This is a genomic window from Acinetobacter chengduensis, from assembly GCF_003664645.1.
Lineage (GTDB): Bacteria > Pseudomonadota > Gammaproteobacteria > Pseudomonadales > Moraxellaceae > Acinetobacter > Acinetobacter chengduensis.
Map to the genome: position 1 here is coordinate 144,802 of NZ_RCHC01000005.1, position 19,762 is coordinate 164,563.

The 19,762-nt window shown below is 37.2% G+C and carries 18 protein-coding genes and 1 pseudogene; 14 read left to right on the plus strand and 5 right to left on the minus strand.

Annotated features, from left to right (window positions below; genetic code table 11):
* Positions 1–55 precede the first annotated feature (55 nt).
* Together D9K81_RS06225 and D9K81_RS06230 are read right to left on the minus strand one after the other, a co-directional pair.
* The gene (locus tag D9K81_RS06225; RefSeq protein WP_120374428.1) at positions 56–1,063 is read right to left on the minus strand and encodes a helix-turn-helix domain-containing protein; all 1,008 of its coding nucleotides are present in this window, start codon (positions 1,061–1,063) and stop codon (positions 56–58) included.
* 343 nt (positions 1,064–1,406) lie between these two features.
* The gene (locus D9K81_RS06230) at positions 1,407–2,045 is read right to left on the minus strand and encodes a hypothetical protein (protein ID WP_120374429.1); all 639 of its coding nucleotides are present in this window, start codon (positions 2,043–2,045) and stop codon (positions 1,407–1,409) included.
* 139 nt (positions 2,046–2,184) lie between these two features.
* Between D9K81_RS06230 and D9K81_RS06235 the strand changes: the two genes are divergently transcribed.
* The 4 genes from D9K81_RS06235 (at position 2,185) to D9K81_RS06250 (ending at position 6,554) form a co-directional block, all read left to right on the plus strand.
* A complete protein-coding gene (locus D9K81_RS06235; RefSeq protein ID WP_147433933.1) occupies positions 2,185–3,801 on the plus strand; it encodes a hypothetical protein in 1,617 nt (538 codons plus the stop codon).
* Between the two features lie 346 nt (positions 3,802–4,147).
* Complete coding sequence (locus D9K81_RS06240; protein ID WP_228199825.1) at positions 4,148–5,143, plus strand: YagK/YfjJ domain-containing protein; 996 nt, start codon at positions 4,148–4,150, stop codon at positions 5,141–5,143.
* A 58-nt stretch (positions 5,144–5,201) separates the two neighbouring features.
* The gene (locus D9K81_RS06245; protein WP_120374431.1) at positions 5,202–6,161 is read left to right on the plus strand and encodes a hypothetical protein; all 960 of its coding nucleotides are present in this window, start codon (positions 5,202–5,204) and stop codon (positions 6,159–6,161) included.
* Positions 6,162–6,311: 150 nt separating this feature from the next.
* Positions 6,312–6,554: a helix-turn-helix transcriptional regulator gene (locus D9K81_RS06250; protein WP_120374432.1), complete on the plus strand. Its 243-nt coding sequence runs from the start codon at positions 6,312–6,314 to the stop codon at positions 6,552–6,554.
* A 14-nt stretch (positions 6,555–6,568) separates the two neighbouring features.
* Here the strand turns inward: D9K81_RS06250 and D9K81_RS06255 are convergent, their stop codons facing one another.
* Positions 6,569–6,793, minus strand: a complete 225-nt coding sequence (locus D9K81_RS06255) for a hypothetical protein (protein ID WP_120374433.1) — start codon at positions 6,791–6,793, stop codon at positions 6,569–6,571.
* Positions 6,794–7,532: 739 nt separating this feature from the next.
* Here D9K81_RS06255 and D9K81_RS06265 point away from each other — a divergent pair.
* From D9K81_RS06265 to D9K81_RS06300, 8 genes and pseudogenes are all read left to right on the plus strand, one after another.
* Positions 7,533–8,684, plus strand: coding sequence for a hypothetical protein (locus D9K81_RS06265; protein ID WP_120374434.1), 1,152 nt, complete (start codon positions 7,533–7,535; stop codon positions 8,682–8,684).
* A gap of 151 nt (positions 8,685–8,835) precedes the next feature.
* Complete coding sequence (locus D9K81_RS06270; RefSeq protein ID WP_117008175.1) at positions 8,836–9,204, plus strand: hypothetical protein; 369 nt, start codon at positions 8,836–8,838, stop codon at positions 9,202–9,204.
* A gap of 119 nt (positions 9,205–9,323) precedes the next feature.
* A complete protein-coding gene (locus tag D9K81_RS06275; RefSeq protein WP_117008174.1) occupies positions 9,324–9,692 on the plus strand; it encodes a hypothetical protein in 369 nt (122 codons plus the stop codon).
* A gap of 71 nt (positions 9,693–9,763) precedes the next feature.
* Positions 9,764–10,810 (plus strand): DUF932 domain-containing protein, encoded by a 1,047-nt coding sequence (locus D9K81_RS06280; protein ID WP_117008173.1) that lies wholly within the window; start codon positions 9,764–9,766, stop codon positions 10,808–10,810.
* Between the two features lie 151 nt (positions 10,811–10,961).
* Positions 10,962–12,005 carry a YqaJ viral recombinase family nuclease gene (locus D9K81_RS06285; protein WP_117008172.1) on the plus strand — a complete coding sequence of 348 codons (1,044 nt, stop codon included), beginning with the start codon at positions 10,962–10,964 and terminating at the stop codon, positions 12,003–12,005.
* Between the two features lie 112 nt (positions 12,006–12,117).
* Positions 12,118–13,011: a recombination directionality factor gene (locus D9K81_RS06290; RefSeq protein WP_117008171.1), complete on the plus strand. Its 894-nt coding sequence runs from the start codon at positions 12,118–12,120 to the stop codon at positions 13,009–13,011.
* 92 nt (positions 13,012–13,103) lie between these two features.
* Positions 13,104–13,334 carry a helix-turn-helix transcriptional regulator gene (locus D9K81_RS06295; protein WP_117008170.1) on the plus strand — a complete coding sequence of 77 codons (231 nt, stop codon included), beginning with the start codon at positions 13,104–13,106 and terminating at the stop codon, positions 13,332–13,334.
* Positions 13,335–13,478: 144 nt separating this feature from the next.
* Positions 13,479–13,943 (plus strand): annotated as a pseudogene (locus D9K81_RS06300) (HNH endonuclease domain-containing protein); the annotation flags it as partial.
* 59 nt (positions 13,944–14,002) lie between these two features.
* On the opposite strand, the gene D9K81_RS06305 reads toward D9K81_RS06300, so the two are convergent.
* Both D9K81_RS06305 and D9K81_RS06310 read right to left on the minus strand, forming a co-directional pair.
* Positions 14,003–14,620, minus strand: a complete 618-nt coding sequence (locus D9K81_RS06305; protein ID WP_120374435.1) for a hypothetical protein — start codon at positions 14,618–14,620, stop codon at positions 14,003–14,005.
* The gene (locus D9K81_RS06310) at positions 14,617–15,621 is read right to left on the minus strand and encodes a hypothetical protein (RefSeq protein WP_121523161.1); all 1,005 of its coding nucleotides are present in this window, start codon (positions 15,619–15,621) and stop codon (positions 14,617–14,619) included. The genes D9K81_RS06305 and D9K81_RS06310 overlap by 4 nt, the downstream gene beginning before the upstream one ends.
* A 197-nt stretch (positions 15,622–15,818) precedes the next feature.
* On the opposite strand from D9K81_RS06310, the gene D9K81_RS06315 reads away from it, so the two are divergent.
* Both D9K81_RS06315 and D9K81_RS06320 read left to right on the plus strand, forming a co-directional pair.
* A complete protein-coding gene (locus D9K81_RS06315) occupies positions 15,819–18,581 on the plus strand; it encodes a type I restriction-modification system subunit M (RefSeq protein WP_120365104.1) in 2,763 nt (920 codons plus the stop codon).
* Between the two features lies 1 nt (position 18,582).
* Complete coding sequence (locus D9K81_RS06320; protein ID WP_117008083.1) at positions 18,583–19,737, plus strand: restriction endonuclease subunit S; 1,155 nt, start codon at positions 18,583–18,585, stop codon at positions 19,735–19,737.
* Positions 19,738–19,762: the final 25 nt, after the last annotated feature.

Here is a 19,762-nt window from a genome sequence, read left to right on the forward strand (position 1 = left end):
AGCGGTTCTACCGCAAATAGGCAAGCTTTATCGAAAAACGGCAATTATTTGATAATTAATATCTATTTTTTAATGTCTGTGAGGGTAATTCATTGTATATCTGATAATAGTTACGTGCAAAATCACCCAAATTGAGATAACCACAAGCCAAAGCAATTTCAGTTACTGTCTGTTCTGGTGATGCTTCTAATAATTCTTGTCTTACTAAAGTCATACGCATATTTCGCATAACTTGAGCTGGGCTAGACTGTCGATATTTTTTAAAACCACTGGACAAGCTTCGAATACTGATTCCAATCGCTTGTGCAATTTCAGCAATCGTAGGACTATCACGTAAATTTTCACGCATATATTGCTCGGCGCGTTCGATAAATTTAGGTGTGATCCATATTTTTTGATTTAAATCTATATTTGCACGAATTGACCATTCATTGAGAATATGCAGACCAATCATTTGTTGTAAATGTTCACCTGCTTTCTTTTTTAATTGTGCTAATGGGATTTCCGAAATACTTTTACTTAGATAGTTCAGCAAGGATAGCCAGCTTGAATCACTTCCCCCGAAAAAAGTTTTAAACTGCCACATGTGAATAGGGGCTTCATGTCCAAAATTTGCAAGTACCAGACGGGCTAAGACATCATGTGGGATCGTCAAATTCAACTGTAAATGCTGTGGATCGAAGTGCACAGCATAATCATCTGTTTGGCTACAATCTACAATAAAAGATTCACCGACGCTGGTTGTCTGCCAGTTGTTGGGAGTAATTGCATGTTTTCCATGCCCCTCTATAGTAGTCAGAAGAATAATATGACCTTTATCTTGATTCCATTGATCAAGATAAACGGGGATGCCATATTTAAAACGAGTCACAATCATATCTGCCACAGATACAGAGTGCATACTTGAATTTGGCAATAGTCCCTTACCTACAGGTTGTGCATTGTAGGGCATATAGACTTGATCAGACCAATTCTTAATTTCATCCCAATCCATTGAGATATTTTTATGTGCCTGAGGAATGATTTCTCCACGACAATCTTGAATTAAACTGTCTTGCAACATCACAACAACTCCATGTTATGAAAAAAGTAACTCTCCTAACCTAAATTTTTAGGTTGCTACTTTTTGTATTACTCTAGACTATTTCATGTTTCTGAAATTAACAAAAAACATTTTATGTGAAATGCCATGCGCTAATTTAATATGAAAGAAACAACCTGTCTATGACAGGCTGTTTCTTATGCTACTTTAATCTTTTTCAATTCAAGCTATTCGATGATTTGGGTCTTAAGGCTTAAAATGTTACGGATGTTTTACATAAGAAATTTGCCTTCAATTCAAATGATCATTAACCATGTAGGAAACTCCCAGATCTACTCCTAGAGATCATTAACAAAGAGATTAGTTAAGATGGAGAGTTTTCTGTGAGTTGAAAGTTTTCTCCATCAATACCATGTTCTTTGCAAAGATTTTCATAATGTTCTTTTGCGGATGATTCTTTTAAAAGTTTTTGTTTTAATTCAAAAACTTCAGTTTTGAGCTGTTGGATTTCTAAAAGATTTTTATTGATTTCTTCATTAAGAACTTGAAGTTTGATTATTTTTGTATCTACTTTTGCTTTAGATTTGTTGTAAGCCATGGAATTAGTATATGCATTAATTACATGTTCAATGACTATTTCTTCTTTTGCCCAGCCATTCTCATTTTTGAGATATTGAATTCGAGCTGATAGTTCTTTCTCAAAATGATACTGCTTTTTAACTTTATTTTTGTCGTTGTCATTTTTCTTAAAAGTGCGGAATTTGGCTTTTAATTTTTCATAACAGCTGGGAGTGACTTGGATTGATAAACCATTACTCAATCTTCCGATGTCAAAATTGCCTGACTGAAAATGAGGATAGATATTGATATTAGGTAAGTAGCCTTGATGGGATGTTATAACAACAAGACCTCTCGGATTTTCCGATTCCTTTTTCAGAAATTCAGCTTTAAGTAGGCTGTCTTCTAAACACCAATCTTTTAAGTAAATTTGAGGGCGTCCCATTTTTAGCTCCAATTGTTATATCTAATTAAACGATTTTAAATCATAAAAATGATGGTTAAATCGATATTAAATTATTTATGTTAATAAACATTATATATTAAATTAAAATAATGGTTATTAATCAATAATAGTTGTTTTTATGAAAAATTCCGAAAAATTGCTAAATAGACAAGGGGAACTAAGGGCAATATCTATACTTATGCTAAGGCATATGGAAATTACTTTATCGCCGATTGATCGAATTATTTTTCTAAGATTATTGATCTGTTATGGAGGTCGTAGAATTTCAATATCGGACCTAAAAGCTTTGGCTAAAGAAGTGAAGGTGAATTGGTTAACATTAAAAAAATCATTAGATGTATTGGTTGAAAAAGGATTATGCGAGCAGCTAGAAGAAAAAGTTATAAAGTTGAATAAAGTACTACTACTACCGAGACAAGTAGATTATCGATGGAGCTGGAAACCATCTGATCAGTTGATTATTGCTTTGGATAAAGCAAAAGAGGGCAATCAACCTGCAGTAGGGTTAAAAGAGAATAAATCAGCTAAACAAAGTATAAAAAAAATAAGGTTTAAAAAAACTGCTTCTGAGCTTGTCGCTAGTTATCCACGATATGATTTTTTGGAAATTTTATTTGGCTTAATGTTTGATGTCAAAATTAGCCATAAGCAAAAAAATGCTGACGAGTTGATGGAACTCAATTATAAGCAGTGGCTTGTTTTAGTGAACATGGTGCTGTCTAGTGACGCTAATGGAATCGTTTTTGATGTTGGAACGTATGAATTATCTAAATGGACTGGAATGAGCCGTAATGCATTGCAACGAGCAATTGCTGACTTATTTGATATGGGAATTCTTCGCTCCAAACTAGATGGAACATTGAACAATAATTTACTTAATTCAGTTGCTCCTGTGTATTGCTTAAATCTTTCAGCTGCCATTTGGGGTGAAAAGCGGATATTTGGACATTATTACTTTTTGAAATTCCCCAATGAATATACATCTATCGTAGAACAAGCATTTAATTTTATTCAATATCTGGCTGCACTGGATCAAGCAAAAAAAGCATCATCTTCTTGCAATAGTATTGTGTATGAACTTGCCAAAGTATTCGATGAAGTTATTGATCAAACTATTCAAAGTAAACTGGGTAATGCGATTCGAGAGGAATTCAATTTTGTGAGCAAATCTGAAGAGAATTTTGGTCAGTATATACAACTTGTGATACCCCGCTTTCGTATGGGGAAATCATTATTGAATACGGATCAAGCGAATGTTGCACGAATTGATTTTTTACTCAACTATTCTATTCAGTTAATGATTTCCAATTTAGGCCAGGCAGAAATATGGCTAAGCTCGCCAATGCCAATGTCTTTGATAGGACGGTTTGATCAGTATTTAACTAAAATTAAATTACCTGAAGTCAATACAAATGTTAAATCTAATAAAGGAAATAGCCAGAAAACCCAAATGTCTTTGAAAAAGCAGCTCGTTGAAGAATCAAGAGCAAAAATCTTATTTGCCATTTGCCAAGCATTATTCCGTAGTGAAATGAAGCCTTTCATTAAAGAGGTACGCAAGTTGGAGAATTCAAAAGTTTACTTTGATCATGCAGTATTACCATTACAAAATTCGGACCTCTGTGACCGAGTTTATTTTTGTCGTTATGATGCTGAAGAGATAAAGCAGAAAAAAGAACAAGATGCCTTTCATATGCTTGAGTTTGAGCAAATATCAGTTGATCCTGTAGAGTAGCGCTTAACTGCAAAGAGTTGAATTTAAGCTTAGAGGATCAGAAGCGGTATGAGCTGTTCAATCCTAAAAATAACAATAAAAGCTAATTTCTGCCTTAACTCTCGTAAATGGATATTTGAGTAAAAATGCATGAATGCAGTGAGAGCGAAAAGTAGACTATCTTATATACAGGTCAGTTTTGTTACCCTTAGCCTGCAGACTAAGTCGGTAAATAATATTATTAATTAACTAATTATAAATCTATTCACTCATACAGATCATAGATATCTACAAAGTAGATCACGTATACATAATAAATAACTCTTCCTCCTTAGTTATGCATCAAACATAACTAAGGAATATCGACATGTTGCAATACGATCTCTCTCATCAAGCTGCTGTAATGACCGCAGTGAATAACTTTGTCGATTACCAACTGAACGATGGTTTTAACCTGACAGACTTTATTACTCACCTTTGTGTATTGATTCCTGCATTTCAGGTTTTTGACCAAGAGGGTATTGAATACTGTACTTTGCTTGCTACGTTTAAAGACGTGGTGCAATTAGTTGAAGCCCATCGAGGTGATTTAGGGATTGAAGAATATCTGACACAGTTATCATCTATAGAAATATCCAATCTTCGAAATCTATTACGAAGTCATAGGTCACAGCACTTGGCTGAAATTCGTTTGTTTAAACAGCAAGAGGAAGAGAATCAAGACCGCTTTTTAGAATATGTGCAGAGGATTCTTAACGATCATTATAAGATTTTGGTTGTGCGTGTTGATTTGGGGTATTTGAAAGAGCTTATGCCGAATATTACGGTGCAGGATTTCTATAACCATATTGAATCAATTCGTCATCTATTGAAAGACAAGAATGGCTGTTTTAAGCATTTATTGGGTTATGGGTTAGCATTAGAGCAGGGTGCAACAAAAGGCTACCATGCGCATCTGATGCTGATCTACAACGGTTCTGAGCGTTGTCAGGACTGGTACTTGGCTAATGAAGTGATTCAGAAGTGGCATGAGATAACTCAGGATTTAGGTTACGGACTCAATAACAATACCCCTGAAAAGAAAAAACAATACGCTGATCGAGGTTTATTGGGGATAGGCATGATCCATCGCAATCAGCCCTTAGAAATGCAGAATGCTTTGAATGTAGCCAGTTATCTGACTCAGCCTGAAAAGTATTTACAGCGGATGTTGATTAAGCCATTGGGTAAAAGAACTTTCTTTAAAGGCATTTACCACGAGCATGGGCGTAAGTATAAAAACAATCATCCAATATCAGCAGAAGCAGGAATTTGGTCTGAACAAGATGTAGATGACTTATTGGATGAGCAAATCGTCAATTAACTGTAAAAAAATATGGAGTGGACAGTTCTATGAAAAATTTCACTTCATAGGACTTTCCATGGACATTACACACATTGAACATCAGACTGCACCACGTTTAGAGCAAGATATACACAACTTCTTTACTCAAGTGCGATTTGGTTCACCCATCCCGCCCATGACTCATGATGAACATATTCAGAAAATCATTGAACAAACGGCTCAAGTTTTGCTGGTGTATTTTCGAGAGTGGAATGAGCTGATGTTTCATCATCGAGATTCAGATTGCAGTTTTTGGGTGACACAATTCAGAAACGCCTATTTTACCGTCTTACAGCAATTCGACTCACGTCAGCATTATTTTAATCCAACTGCCAAACATACTGCAAAATGGCTGGCGGAGCATGTATTAAATAAACTGAAACAGTTATTTGCAACGACGGGTTTTCATGAGGCTTTACATCAAAGTAATGAGCAATACGAGAAGAGAGTTGATCATTTGCGTGAGCTTTATTCAGAAGTCAGCAAATTGAGTGTAGATGCGCCTGATTTAAAATTCTATCTGAGTTATCCAGTGGGTACTGAACTGTTGCAATCAGTCGATCAAGTGATTCAATCATTTCGGGTATTTGAAAAGAAGCTAACATCCTTACCTTGGTTCCGTGCACAAGTTATATTTAGCTATTATCACTTAATTCGTGACAGTACCCGAAACTGTTACGTGATTAGATTCTACCTGACCTTTCAAAAAGTCTTTTATTGCAATGATATTGACTATTCAGTTGACCTATTAAGACTGTGGCAGGATGCCACTCATGGTATGGGTATTTTATTGCAAATTCCAGATGAAGAAACACAGCACTCAAATGGCAATCCATTCGGATTTGACCCAGATGGGCTTTTTAACTTTCCTGAGCCTAAAAACCCATTGGATGATCTTGGTGACTTGCCAGATACGGTGACAAGTGTAAATGAGCAGATGAATAAGATTTGCATCGCAACACGTGGCTTTAAAATCTTTAATGGCAAGAAATGGTGATTCTAATCCCATTAAAGTAAATCGAAATAGAGCGTCTCCTGTATCCAATCCAATGGATACGGTGGGCTTTCGAGGCGTACCTATTTTTTTACGGTGATGGACATGATATGTGCAGAACGCACGCCTTCATACCACATCGGAGTTCATCAGATGAATGCGCTAAATTCACAAACATTTCAGATCAACCAAATCTTAAACATCAAGCAATTGGTTGAAATCACCGGATTGAGTCGTGCCACCATTTATTCACTGCTAGATCCTAAATCCAAGTATTATGATGCCAGTTTTCCTCAGCAGATCAATTTAACCAGCAATCGAGTCGGTTGGATTGCACATGAGGTCAATGCATGGATTGCTCAAAAGATCAGTGAACGTAGAATGATCACAAATTGAGATAAAATTCAAAGCTATAAATGAGATTTTTGCCCCATCAGTTGTAATGCCAGTGCATAAGCAAAATCAGGAGAAATTGATTCTGCAATGAAGAATGACTGAGGTGGGGTAAAGTCTAAGACTTGTTTGTAATAAAGGGTATCTTCGCCCGTTTGTTTATCAAAGAACGTAAACTTATCCTGCGAATGTGAATATTCGAGTCCATACAGTGGACCTCCAATACACTTCAATCGCTGCATGCACAGATTCCTTTAATAACGCTAAGCACCATTATAATTGAGTGTGCTGTTTAATTCAGGTTGAAATTATAGCTTCAGTTGAAGTTTAGATGATGTTGATTATTCAATAGTCATTCTGAATCAGAAGCATAGCGAAAACACTCAATTGATTGTTCCAGTAAAAATACAACGTTGACACTTTAAATCCTGCCAATTATCCTTAAGTTGCTGGCCCTCATGGTCAGTCGGTTTTGACAGACCGTTTACCCAAAGCACACGAAAAAGTCTCTCTTTTTTGTGGGCATCCCTACGTGCCCCCTCTGCGGCGGAACGGGAGGGGGACATCTTCGGATGTGCTGATCTTTTTGGGTATCAGTCTGTCAACCCTCTTTCGTTTCGCCACCATTATTTGACAGTAATGTGGTGAAACTTCTTTATACCCAAAGGAGTCCGCCATGCGTACTACATTTTTAAATGCTCATTCTCTTTTTTACCCCAGTGCTCTCTATGGCGTTGTCTTCGCCAGGTAAACCCTACATTTTATAAATTTAGCAATTGGGGAACGCTCAATGAAGGTGCTTGCTCCTTTATTGGCCTGCACATCTGAATCATTTTATTGCTGATTTGTAGAGCTACTTATTCTACGGAACAGTCACGTCAGAAGAAAAAGCAGAACTCCAAGAAGAACATCAAAATACCATGAGCCCAGCTTGGTCATTGCTGAGAGGTGCTTATGGACAATGAAAGAGAATGATGCACGATGACAACAAAACTAAAGTGTCTGTCTTTATGTATTTTATTGATGGGAGTGGGTGCCTGTTCCAGTAAAGATCAGCCTAAAAGTGATCCCGCTGTAGAAGGTCAAACCACAGAAAGCAGTGAAGCTTTGCAGAATATCACTGAAACACCAACTGTAATTGTGCCGAAAGCACAAATTAGTCCTGATCAAAGTTGGGACAAAATAGACAGTGATGTGCGGCGAAGTAATTTGATTTACTTTTATCCTGAAAAGATGAATGTACTCAATTACAAAGAACCGAGCAAGCTTGCGAATGATTTATACTTCCCCGAAAATCATGAATTTATCAAGAAGCAATTACATTTAGATAAGCTTCAGCTTCTTGTTATTGGAATGCAAGGGCATAACTTGGATAACGATATGTTAGTTGATTTAAGTAATGATGAATATTTCAAATATGCTAACAATCTCGCCATAAACTATATACGCGCTTTACAAGTTCCGAAGGTTGAACCCAAGCAGGAATTTGAAAAAACACAGGATTATGAGGAACGAGTTAAACAAGCTCAGCAAAATTCCCTAAATAATGTAATCGACTATGATACTGAATTATTGGAAAGAGCTTTGAATTATATTGCTCCTGATATTACTTCGATCGGAAGCGAAGGCGCTTACCAATATGATGCTGATAAAGAGTTAATGACAATTAACTTTGAACAGAAAAGTCGATATTTTTCTTCTGTGGTTAAATCAGAACTAATCATCAAGGTTGCGCCTGATTTAGCTAAGACCCTCGCAGACAACTTTGGCCAACTTAAAGTCGGCTATGTATTTACACCCAAAAATAATACCTTGAATTTGGATGGGATATTTTTTTATTTAATACGCTACGGTAATCCTGATCGGAAGAACAATACTTCTAGATTGTATCTCTCACCAATCATAAAGCCGAATACATTTAAGCAAAAAAGTGCGGTTAATGTGTTTTGGAAAAACAATGATGCTGTTGAGGAAGTTGACACCGTACCTTTTAAAGATGTGCTGACATCACCGATATGGAAATTTAAGTTTGGTCTAGAAAATTATTTGTCTCCAGAATCGCTATTACAAAAATACGTCAAGCCAGAAATTCCTAAAGAACCTAATGAGCTTCAGTATTTGGAGGACGGGTGAAAATGATCAAATCTGCTGTTGAGTACTTTTCAAAAATAAAGAAATTTCAAATACATATTACCCAGATGTAAGGGCTTTCTCTTCTCGATATCAATTGAGGGAAATCATCCATATCTCTACATCTGAATACAATATTTAGGAGCAATCCAAAATGCACAACTTAATCAAAACTTTGGGTCTAACCACATTACTCTCGTTATCCGCATTGGCTTTTCAAGGATGTAGTTCAGGGCTGGAACCTGAAACTTTTTCGGTCGAATTGAATGAACAAGGGACATACTCATGGAGTACCCCAGTAATTACCATTCGTTCGAATGTAGCAGAACCGATAGAAGTGACCAATGTCACGGTGAATAATGGGCAATGTACCTATATTGGACATGACAAGCAATTTAACTTTCCATTACATTTCAAAATGGGACAGGTATTTCGTCTTCGATTACGAGGTTGCAGTTTTGAAAATGTAGTACAAGTGGACATTGAAACGAACAAGGGTAATGGAAGTTATCAGTTCAACTAAATCTGAAACTTGAGACCCTACCTTAGTAATTAAGTACTGAATCAAAGATAAGCTCATCAAAAACCATGCCCTTTGGGGGCATGGTTTTTTTATGCCTGAAATTTTATGGAGTTATCGATATGCCTCGAATTTATTGTCCGATGTGTGCCAGCGATGAAATAGAAATTGCTGCACCACACATACCCAATCCCAACCCTTCATTGGGTCAAACCCTACTTAAACCACCGATGCAGAGCCTGATGCAATATATCGTCAATTATGCAGCAATGGGTATTTCAGGTGCCCGTCTGATCAAAGGGCAACGTCCGATGGTCTATGTGGTCGGTGCTGTTATTGGTGGAGCAGTCGGCTGTGCTGCATGTTTCCTCAATTATGTCCAAGAACAGCAACCCAATCCCATGCTGAAAGAAACCGCGCAAGCACAAATTCTGTATGAGTGTCTGGAATGTGGTCATCACTTTGCCCAGAGCTTTACAGATCGAGCTTAGCCCCCACAAAACACCTCGCAACTTTAAAACACACAAAAAACCAAAATTTACATTCAATAGGAAAAAGAACGATGGCACATCAAATTGAACAAATGGCCTATGTCGGTGAAACCCCTTGGCATGGCTTAGGTAACCAACTCACCCAAAACCAACCAATTGAAGTCTGGGCACAGCAGGCAGGCATGGACTGGCGTATAGAATCATCCAACGTCAGTTATATGTCTCAAAATCAACGTGGGCAAAACATCATCATGCCTTATGAAGAACAGAGAGTACTTTATCGTTCTGATACGCATGCCCCTTTATCTGTGGTGAGTCAGCGTTATCAGGAAGTTCAACCTAAAGAAATTCTGCATTTCTACAAAGACCTGACTGAACAATCGGGCTTTGAACTGGAAACTGCTGGGGTACTTAAAGGAGGAAAGAAATTTTGGGCATTAGCTAAAACAGGGCAGACTTCTGCATTAAAGGGTAAAGATGTCAGTAATGGTTACATTCTCTTGGCTACGGCGTGTGATGGTACATTGGCAACAACAGCACAATTCACCAGTATTCGTGTGGTGTGTAATAACACCTTAGCGATTGCCTTAAAAGGTCAGAACGCTAGTTCAGGCGTAGTTAAAGTGCCACACAGCACCAAGTTTGATGCTGAGAAAATTAAACAGCAACTCGGTATATCCGTCCGTGTATGGAATGAGCACATGTATGAAATGAAACAACTGAGTCAACGTAAAGTCACTCAACAGGAAGCGGCTGCTTATTTCGATGCTGTGTTTAATAACACGAGCCTCAGTCCAACCGAACAGGATGACAGTATTATTCAGTTTTATCGTAATGTGGCAGCGCAAGGAAGCCAATCCAATAAAGCTGAAAACAAGACTGAACCTAATGGACGCGCCATGTCTAAAGTCATGAGCATGTTTAATGGACATGGTCGTGGGGCAGAACTCAGTTCAGCCAAAGATACTGCTTATGGCTTGCTATGCAGTATTACAGAATTTGCCGATCATGAACGCCGGGCTATGAGTCAAGATCACCGACTCGATTCAGCTTGGTTTGGCGCAGGTGCTGGGTTGAAGCAACGTGGACTCGAACAAGCGCTGCGTATGCTTGCTTAAGCTCAATAGTTCTCTTTTTATAAATTAGCCTAAGTATCACAGAACAAGGGCAAATATTTTTCTTCACTAATGACCCAAATACCAAGCTCTTAAAGCCGTGTCTTTAGGCACGGCTTTTTTATGCCCAAAATCTAAAATAGAGGAATTCACAATGAATCATTTATCAAATCTACCTGCAGCATCTGTACTGCCTAAAGTATTCAGTCCCCCTAAACTTTTAAATGCGAAACGTTTTGTGGAGACTAAGAAGCTCAGTCAGGCCGAATGGCTGGAAGTGCGAAGGCAAGGCATCGGCAGCAGTGACTGCGCCGCAGCCTGTGGGCTCAACCCTTATATGTCGATGCTGGAACTCTGGATGATCAAAACTGGACGGATCAAGCAATCGATTGAAGATGAAAGCGAAGGTCATGCGCCCCTGTATTGGGGTAAGCGTTTAGAGCCCTTGGTCGCTGAGTATTACAGCATGCATACCAACTATAAAGTCCGTCGGGTGAATGCTGTGCTGCAGCATCCTGACCCAGACAAGCATTTCATGTTAGCCAACTTAGATTATTCTGTAGTGGGTGATGCTGATGTGCAGATTCTAGAATGTAAAACTGCAGGGGAATATGGCGCTAAGCTTTGGCGGGATGGTGTGCCTCTATATGTACTGTGTCAGGTCCAGCATCAACTGGCTGTGACGGGGAGGAAGGCAGCACATATCTGTGTGCTGATTTGTGGGCACGAAACCCGCATATTTAAAGTGACCCGTTCAGAATCGGTGATTCAGCATATCGTGAATGCAGAGCGTTACTTCTGGGAGTGCGTGGAAAAGGATACACCACCTGATGCAGATGCCAGTGAATCGGCTGCTAAAGCCTTGCAATTACTGTATCCAGAACATGTACCGCTAAGTACGACAGATTTATCGTTAGATGAACAGGCCAATCAACAGTTTGAGCAGCTGATTCAAGCACGCAATCATATTGAAAAGCACCAAGAGCAATTCGATCTGCTAAAGCACCAGTTGCAGGCCAAGATGCAGGAGGCCGAACGTGCGACCTTTAAAGCTGGTTCGGTGACATGGAAAAAGGCCAAAGACTCGATTAGCTTGGATAGCAAAGCATTACTTAAACAGCACCCTGAATATCTGAACCAATTTCCGCAAAGTAAATCTGGTTCAAGACGCTTCAATATTTACCCAAATGATGATTGATATGAATTCATTTATCGCGATTCACAAGCAAATCAATTTAAGGCCATAACGATCCCATGCCAAACAGCATGGGATTTTTTATGCCGATTTCATTGTTAAAAAGAGGAATATCATGATTAAAGGTTTAGCAATAACACCGCCTATTTTAGGGCGAATCAGCATTGGCCGAATGGTGGAAAAGAATGGCAAGCGTCTGCCTGAAAAAGATGATCAGTTCACCATTACCAGTCAAATCCAAAGTAAAGATAGTGGTTGGGTGAAACATCCACTTGATGAACAACTTCGAGCGAAAGCGCAAAACCAAAAACTCAGAACTATACCAGTTCGGATGATTTTCAATGATCCTGAACTTAATTTGAGAGCCGAATATAGTTTATTTGATCGTCAAACTGGACGCCCCGTTTGTGTCGGCAATGGTGAAACCTGCCAGCGCTTAACTAGTCAAGGTGTGGCACAGCATCCATGTCCATCACCTGATTTATGTTCAATGGCCCAAGGCGGTAATTGCAAGCCTTATGGACGGCTACATGTCAATTTAGATGAATCGGATGAGCTTGGCACCTTCATCTTTAGAACCACTGGTTTTAACAGTATTCGAACTTTGGCGGCACGGCTGAGTTACTACCATGCTGCATCGAATGGATTACTTTCATGTTTGCCATTGCAACTTACACTTCGGGGTAAATCCACGACCCAAAGCTATCGCCAGCCTGTGTATTACGTGGATTTAACTTTACGTGAAGGCGTTGATTTAAAGCAAGCTATACAGACTGCTAAAGAAATTGAGCAACAGAGTCAATCGAGTGGTTTTAATCAGGAAGCTTTAGATCACAAGGCAAGACAGGGTTATGCAAATGCAGTTTTTGAAATGGATTCAGGTGATGGGTTAGACGTCATTGAAGAGTTTTATCCATCTGATGAAGGCATCGATGATGCTCAACAAAAGAAAACCACAAGCTTGAATTTACAGAATGAGTTACAGCGTTCTGTTCAAACTTTGAATTGAATGATTGTTGAGGGTTAAGGAGATTAAATTTTTACGGAGCTGCATATCATTTGAGCGAATAACCGCTCGCATGAATGATTAGGAGTAAACTCATGAATGCGTTTGTTGGTCAAACTTTTCAAATGAATCAACTCATCAATATTAAGCAGGTTGTAGAAATTGTAGGTGTTGCACGTTCTACGATCTATGAAATGATGGATGAAAACTCACCGTATTATGATCCGACATTTCCAAAGAAAGTTAAAATTACCCAAAACCGTATTGGCTGGTCAGCTTATGAGATCCATAAGTGGATTGAAAATAAGTTGGCGAGTCGAGAATAAGGGATGCTTTGCTCCCTTATTTTTTTGTTTTTTTTGTAGACTAAGCTTAGTTTTAGCCTAAGTACTAAGAGTGAAAACAATAAATTATTACAATCAACATGCGGGTGAGTTTGCACAAGCATCGTTAAACGTTGATATGGAAAGATAGACTACATCCGTAAGAACAGCAGTAACTCTCCAATCTTGAATCAGTTGCCGAACCTATAACAATTCATGTTTGAGCCAAGTCGGAACCAATTAAATGCAGTAGTAAATGTTTTGGTCGAGCTACAAGACTGTAAATGCTTCTACTGTAATAAGCCAATGAAAAAAGGCAATTATGCAGTCGATCATTTTATTCCTTGGTCGATGTACCCATCAGATACAGGGCATAACTTCGTATTAGCAGATTCAAGTTGTAATTCTAAGAAAAGTAATTTGCTCGCATCTGATGAGTTTTTGCATAAATGGCAGGAGCGCAATGAAGAACACGATTTGATTATTGTGGATCGGATCTCAGTGCTTGGTTTTCTGACAGATAAGGAGCGGTCGCATAAAGTGGCGGAGTGGGCTTATGCACAGGGAAAAGAAAATAATTACTTGATGTGGTTTTGGGGATCAATTGATTGAAGTTAATATGCATAGTCGATAATCATAAGGTGTAACCCCTTACTCCCATCAGGATATATTTAATGGTCTTTATTGGAATCAGATTTAATATTTATCAACCAGTGCAAAGTTGTAGCAACTGAATTATAAATATTGAAAATAAATGAGCTAAGTTCGCAAAATAGAAAAGTAGTACCAGCTACTAAGAATGTAAGAACTAAATAGTTAGTGTATTTATAGATGTCCCTTAGGGTATCTATTTTAAAAGTATCGCTTCCTAAACTTAAATTTAGGTCTTTAAGAAAATATATAATAAACAATAAGAAGCTGAATATTATAAAATAAATGAATACTCTAATAAATGTAAAATGAACTTTCTTAAAAAAAATTAGCTTAGATTTGTTATCAGTGTATTCAATCATTTTTTTTTGTAAATCTAAGGGAGTTATTGTACAAAATATTGTATATCCAGCTACTAAAAAACCTAATGTTGCAAATAATGATGAAAACAAGAAAGAAACCAACTCGTTAATTTTAGTGTAACTTGTTTCAATGCTTACATCATTAATTATAAGGATGAAGAAAAAGAATAGGCCGAGTAGGATTGGGAAAAACTTATTAAAATTTGACAAAGGTATAGCTTTGGATTTTTTATAGATCTCACGAATATTTTTTTCTTCCAATAATCCGTTCATCATTCGGTCTCATTCTGATGGATTGTCATAACCTTATTTGTATCAATAGTATTTAGAATTTCTTGGGTTTCCGCATCTGTTTGTTTGACTTTAATTTCTTTGGACTGAATAAGTTTTGTAAAGGCTGAAAACATATGTACAACGGTAGCAAAAATATTATTTTGAACGACATCAATAGTTGTTTGAATTTTAACATCTTCATTGTCAATTTTTAATTTTTTTCCAGTGGCGTCAGTACCAAGAAGTATAATATTTTGGTTGCCTTGTATAGTTGCTTTATTAGCTTCTTTCGCAATAACTTTTTGGTTTAAACCTTTGTTATTAGTAATTTCAAATTTTCCTTGACCTCCGGCTTCATCTGAAGTTTCTTGCATTTGACGGAACATATCCTCTCCATCAATTTCAGAATTACGATCATTGAGAATAAATGTAACTTTTTTCAACTTATTGAATAAGTATATATTCTCATTTAAAGTTTTTTGGTTGGTCAGCGGAGTCAGTGTCAGCTCAACAATTGGGAATTCTTTTAAAAAGGGATTTCTTTCTTCTTTCGGTAAACTATCTTTATAATTAATTTGTTCATTTCTTAAAAAATATGACAATGTACTTCTAAAATTTTCTGGAGTTGGAGCATATTTCGTTTCAGCAGCATAAAGTAATCTATGGTTGTTTAAAATTAAAGCAAAAATCGCAGAAGGTGCCGAATCAAGTTTTTTCTTATCTTTTACTAACTTTCCAGCTGCATCACGATACTGCTCACGTTCAAGTTTGGTCTGTTTAACAAATCGGCCAACTAAAGCAAGAGTATTTTTCTCCCCTAGGATATCGTCACCTAGATTCACCAATGAAACTTCATCAAAATAGAAATTACTTTTGCCAGCTTTTCGATTTTTGTTTTTGAAAAATGAAGGCTCCACAACTTCTTTATATAAGTCTAATAAATTGTGATCCCCAAATTTACATACTAAATTTGCTATTTCTAAGTTTTTTTCTAAAGTTGCCATATTGTGAGTATTATTCAAGTTAAATGCATGAAAATATTATATTAAATTTAATGAATTATAAAACACTTTAAAATTATAAATATTTCTTATTTGACGGTTCTTATTGAGAATACCCCCCAAATCAACGAAAATACAGGCATCATAAGCCTTCTGGTCATTAAAGGCTTTAACCTTATTTAAGAACTGTAGACAACCCTATGAACAAACAACAACTTGCTTCTAAAATCTGGGAATCAGCCAATAAAATGCGCTCAAAGATTGAGGCGAATGAATATAAAGACTATATCCTAGGGTTCATGTTCTACAAGTTTCTCTCTGATAAAGAATTAAGTTTTTTAGAAGCCAATGACTTTGCACAGTCAGATATTGAAGCACTGACAGAAGAAGATGCTGAAACCGTAGAATTTATTAAAAATGGTATCGGTTATTTCATTGCTTATGATGACCTGTTCTCAACATGGCTCAATAAAGGCTTAGACTTTACCGTTGCTGATGTCCGTGATGCGCTATCCGCTTTCTCACGTCACATTCATAGCTCTCACAAAAAAGTGTTTGATGGCATCTTTAAGACATTAGAGACAGGTCTAAGTAAATTAGGCGATAACTCAAATAGCCAGACCAAAGCGATCAGTGACTTGTTGCAACTGATCAAAGTCATTCCAATGAATAACAAGCAAGACTATGACGTGCTTGGTTTCATTTATGAATACTTAATTGGGTCTTTTGCTGCCAATGCAGGTAAAAAAGCAGGTGAGTTCTATACACCGCACGAAGTTTCAGTCCTCATGTCTGAAATTATTGCGCATCATTTAAAAGACCAGCCTGAAATCAAAATTTACGATCCAACAAGTGGTTCGGGGTCATTGCTGATTAATATTGGTAGTTCTGTGGCGAAGCATGTCAATGATGCCAATAAAATCAAATACTACGCACAAGAATTAAAAGAGAATACCTATAACTTAACCCGTATGAACTTGGTGATGCGTGGTATTTTACCTGCCAATATTGTGGCGAGAAATGCCGATACTTTAGAAGATGACTGGCCATTTTTTGAAGACAATGATCCCATCAATACTTACGAACCACTCTATGTAGATGCAGTGGTATCGAATCCACCATATTCACAAGCCTGGGATCCAGCAAATAAAGATGCAGACCCTCGATACAAAGAATTCGGTTTAGCCCCTAAAACTAAGGCGGATTATGCGTTCTTGTTGCATGATTTATATCATTTAAAACCAAATGGCATTATGGCGATTGTCTTACCACATGGCGTATTGTTCCGTGGCGGTGAAGAAGAGCGTATACGTACCAATTTAATTAAGAAAAACCACATTGATGCGATTATTGGTTTACCTGCCAATATTTTCTTTGGTACAGGTATTCCAACGGTCATCCTTATTTTAAAACAACAACGTCCAACTACAGACGTGTTGATTGTTGATGCATCTAAAGGCTTTGTGAAGCTCGGTAAAAACAACCATCTTCAAGCATCGAATATTAAGAAAATTGTCGATGCTGTGATTGAGCGTAAAGATGTTGAGCAGTTCTCACGTCTAGTGACGCAAAAAGAAATTCAGGATCAGGGCTACAACCTGAATATTCCTCGTTATGTAGACTCTTCAGCAACGGCTGAAACATGGGATATCTATGCCACGATGTTTGGCGGTATTCCGAAAAAAGAAATTGATGCGCACAGTGCATATTGGAAGGCATTCCCACAATTACGCCAAGACTTATTTACAGAAAGCGATACGCCTTACGTGAATTTGGCGACAACTGAAATTAGCCAAGCGATTCACAGCCATCAAGATGTGAAGGGCTTTGTGACTCAGTTTAATACCGCATTTGCTGATTTTAAGGATTACTTAAAAGGCGAACTCATTGGCAAAATGCAAAGCTTGCATATTGCTCAACAAGAAAATGTTTTAAGTAAAGACATATTTAAACGTTTAGCTGATATTCCATTGGTGGATAAATATCAGGCTTACCAAGCTTTAGATGACCAATGGCAAGGTATTGCAGGTGATTTGGAGATTATTCAATCTGAAGGTTTGGATGCTGCCAAAATCGTTAATCCAAATATCGTGATTAAAAAGAAAGATGGTAAAGAGCATGAAGTACAAGAAGGTTGGGTAGGCTATGTATTGCCATTTGATCTTGTACAGCAGCGTTTATTGTCTAAAGAGTTGGAAGCATTAAAAGCCAAAGAGCGTGAACTTGCAGAAGACAGTGCAGAGATTGAGTCTTTGATGGAGTCTTTATCTGAAGAAGATAAAGAGCAATTGTTAAATGAAGCCAATGATGCCTTTGTGCCTGCTGAAATTGCTAAAGCCTTGAAGCAAGCGTATGCCGAAATTGAAACGCCTGAAATTGTGGCACTCAATGAGTATCTTGAGTTTTTAGCTACAGATCCAAAGCCTAAAAAGCCCCCAAAAGAGCAGTTTGTAAAAGACCATGCAGAAGTGCAATGGTCAAATATTGAAGCGAATAAAGACGGTACTTATGCGGCACCAAAAGTTAAAGCGTATTTAAAGCAATTGCGCTCAGGCTTTAGTTTTGAAGAAGGCAGTTTAGAGGCAACTTTGGTACAGGTCGATGAATTACTTGCACAAGAGAAAGAGTTAAAAGCACAGATTAGTAAAGACGAAACTGTACTGCATCTTTTAACCAAATCTACCATTGAAGCTTTAGAAGATGCTCAAGTTAAAGCATTGTTAGAAGCGAAGTGGGTTGAACCGATTGTTTCTGCGATTTTGGCATTGCCGAATGAAGTGATTGAGCATTTGACTGATACGGTACAGGCATTAGCAGATAAGTATGCAGTAACCTATACGGAAACTACGCAGAAGCTGACAGAAGCAGAGCATAGCCTTGCAGACTTGATTGATGACTTAACAGGTGATGAGTTTGATATGCAAGGTTTGGCTCAGTTTCAAGCATTGTTAAAAGGGGTGTAATGTGGAAAATCAAAAATGCCCTGAAGTGAGATTTAAAAAATTTGATAGATTATGGGATTCCAAACTTATTGAGGACATACTCAAAATTAAAAGTGGTATGTCTCAAAAGAATGTTGAAGTAGAAAAAGGTATCTATCCAATTTTAGCTACTGGTGGTGAAATTGGCAGAACAAATACAGCACTTTATGATAAAGAAAGTGTACTTATTGGTCGAAAAGGTACGATTGATAAGCCGTACTATATGAATTCACCCTTTTGGACTGTAGATACTTTATTTTATTCTGAATTATCTTCAGAAGTAGTAGGATATTTCGTATATTCGATTTTTCAAAAAATTAATTGGCGCCATCATAATACTTCGACGGGTGTTCCTAGTCTTACAAGTTCAGCAATCCATGCGATAGAAATTAATATTCCTGATAAAACAGAACAAGGGCAAATAGGTAACTTCTTCCAAAACCTTGATGAGTCCATTGCATTACATGAAAAAAAACTAGCTCAAACCCAAAACTTTAAAAAAGCGATGTTAGAAAAAATGTTTCCGAAACAGGGGAGTAAGCGTCCTGAAATTCGTTTAAAAGGGTTTAGTGGGGATTGGGAAAAGAAAAAATTAGAAAATGAAGTAGAGTTTTTTAGTGGATTAACTTATTCACCAAATGACATTACTGATAAAAATGGAACTTTAGTATTAAGATCATCAAACGTACATGATAATCAGATTGTTACTGAAAATAATGTATATGTAGATAATGAAGCCATTAATGTTCAGAATGTTGAAGTTGGAGACATTATAGTTGTAGTCAGAAATGGTTCAAGAAACCTTATAGGTAAGCATGCTGTTATCAATGAAAAAATGGAAAATACCGTTATTGGTGCTTTTATGACAGGAGTGAAAGCGTCTAATCCATATTTCATTAATGCTTTATTTGATACAAATCTGTTTGATGTCGCTGTTAGTCGAAATCTAGGCGCTACTATTAATCAGATTACTACGGCAATGTTTAAAGAAATGGAATTTAGTTTCCCAAATGAAGATGAACAGATTGCACTAGGTCAGTTTTTTCAAAAAATTGATGAAACATGTCTATTGCTAAAACAACAACTTCAAACCTTAAAAAATCTGAAACAAGCATTGTTAGAAAAAATGTTTGTTTAATCATTGTTATATCCCCCTTGATGTA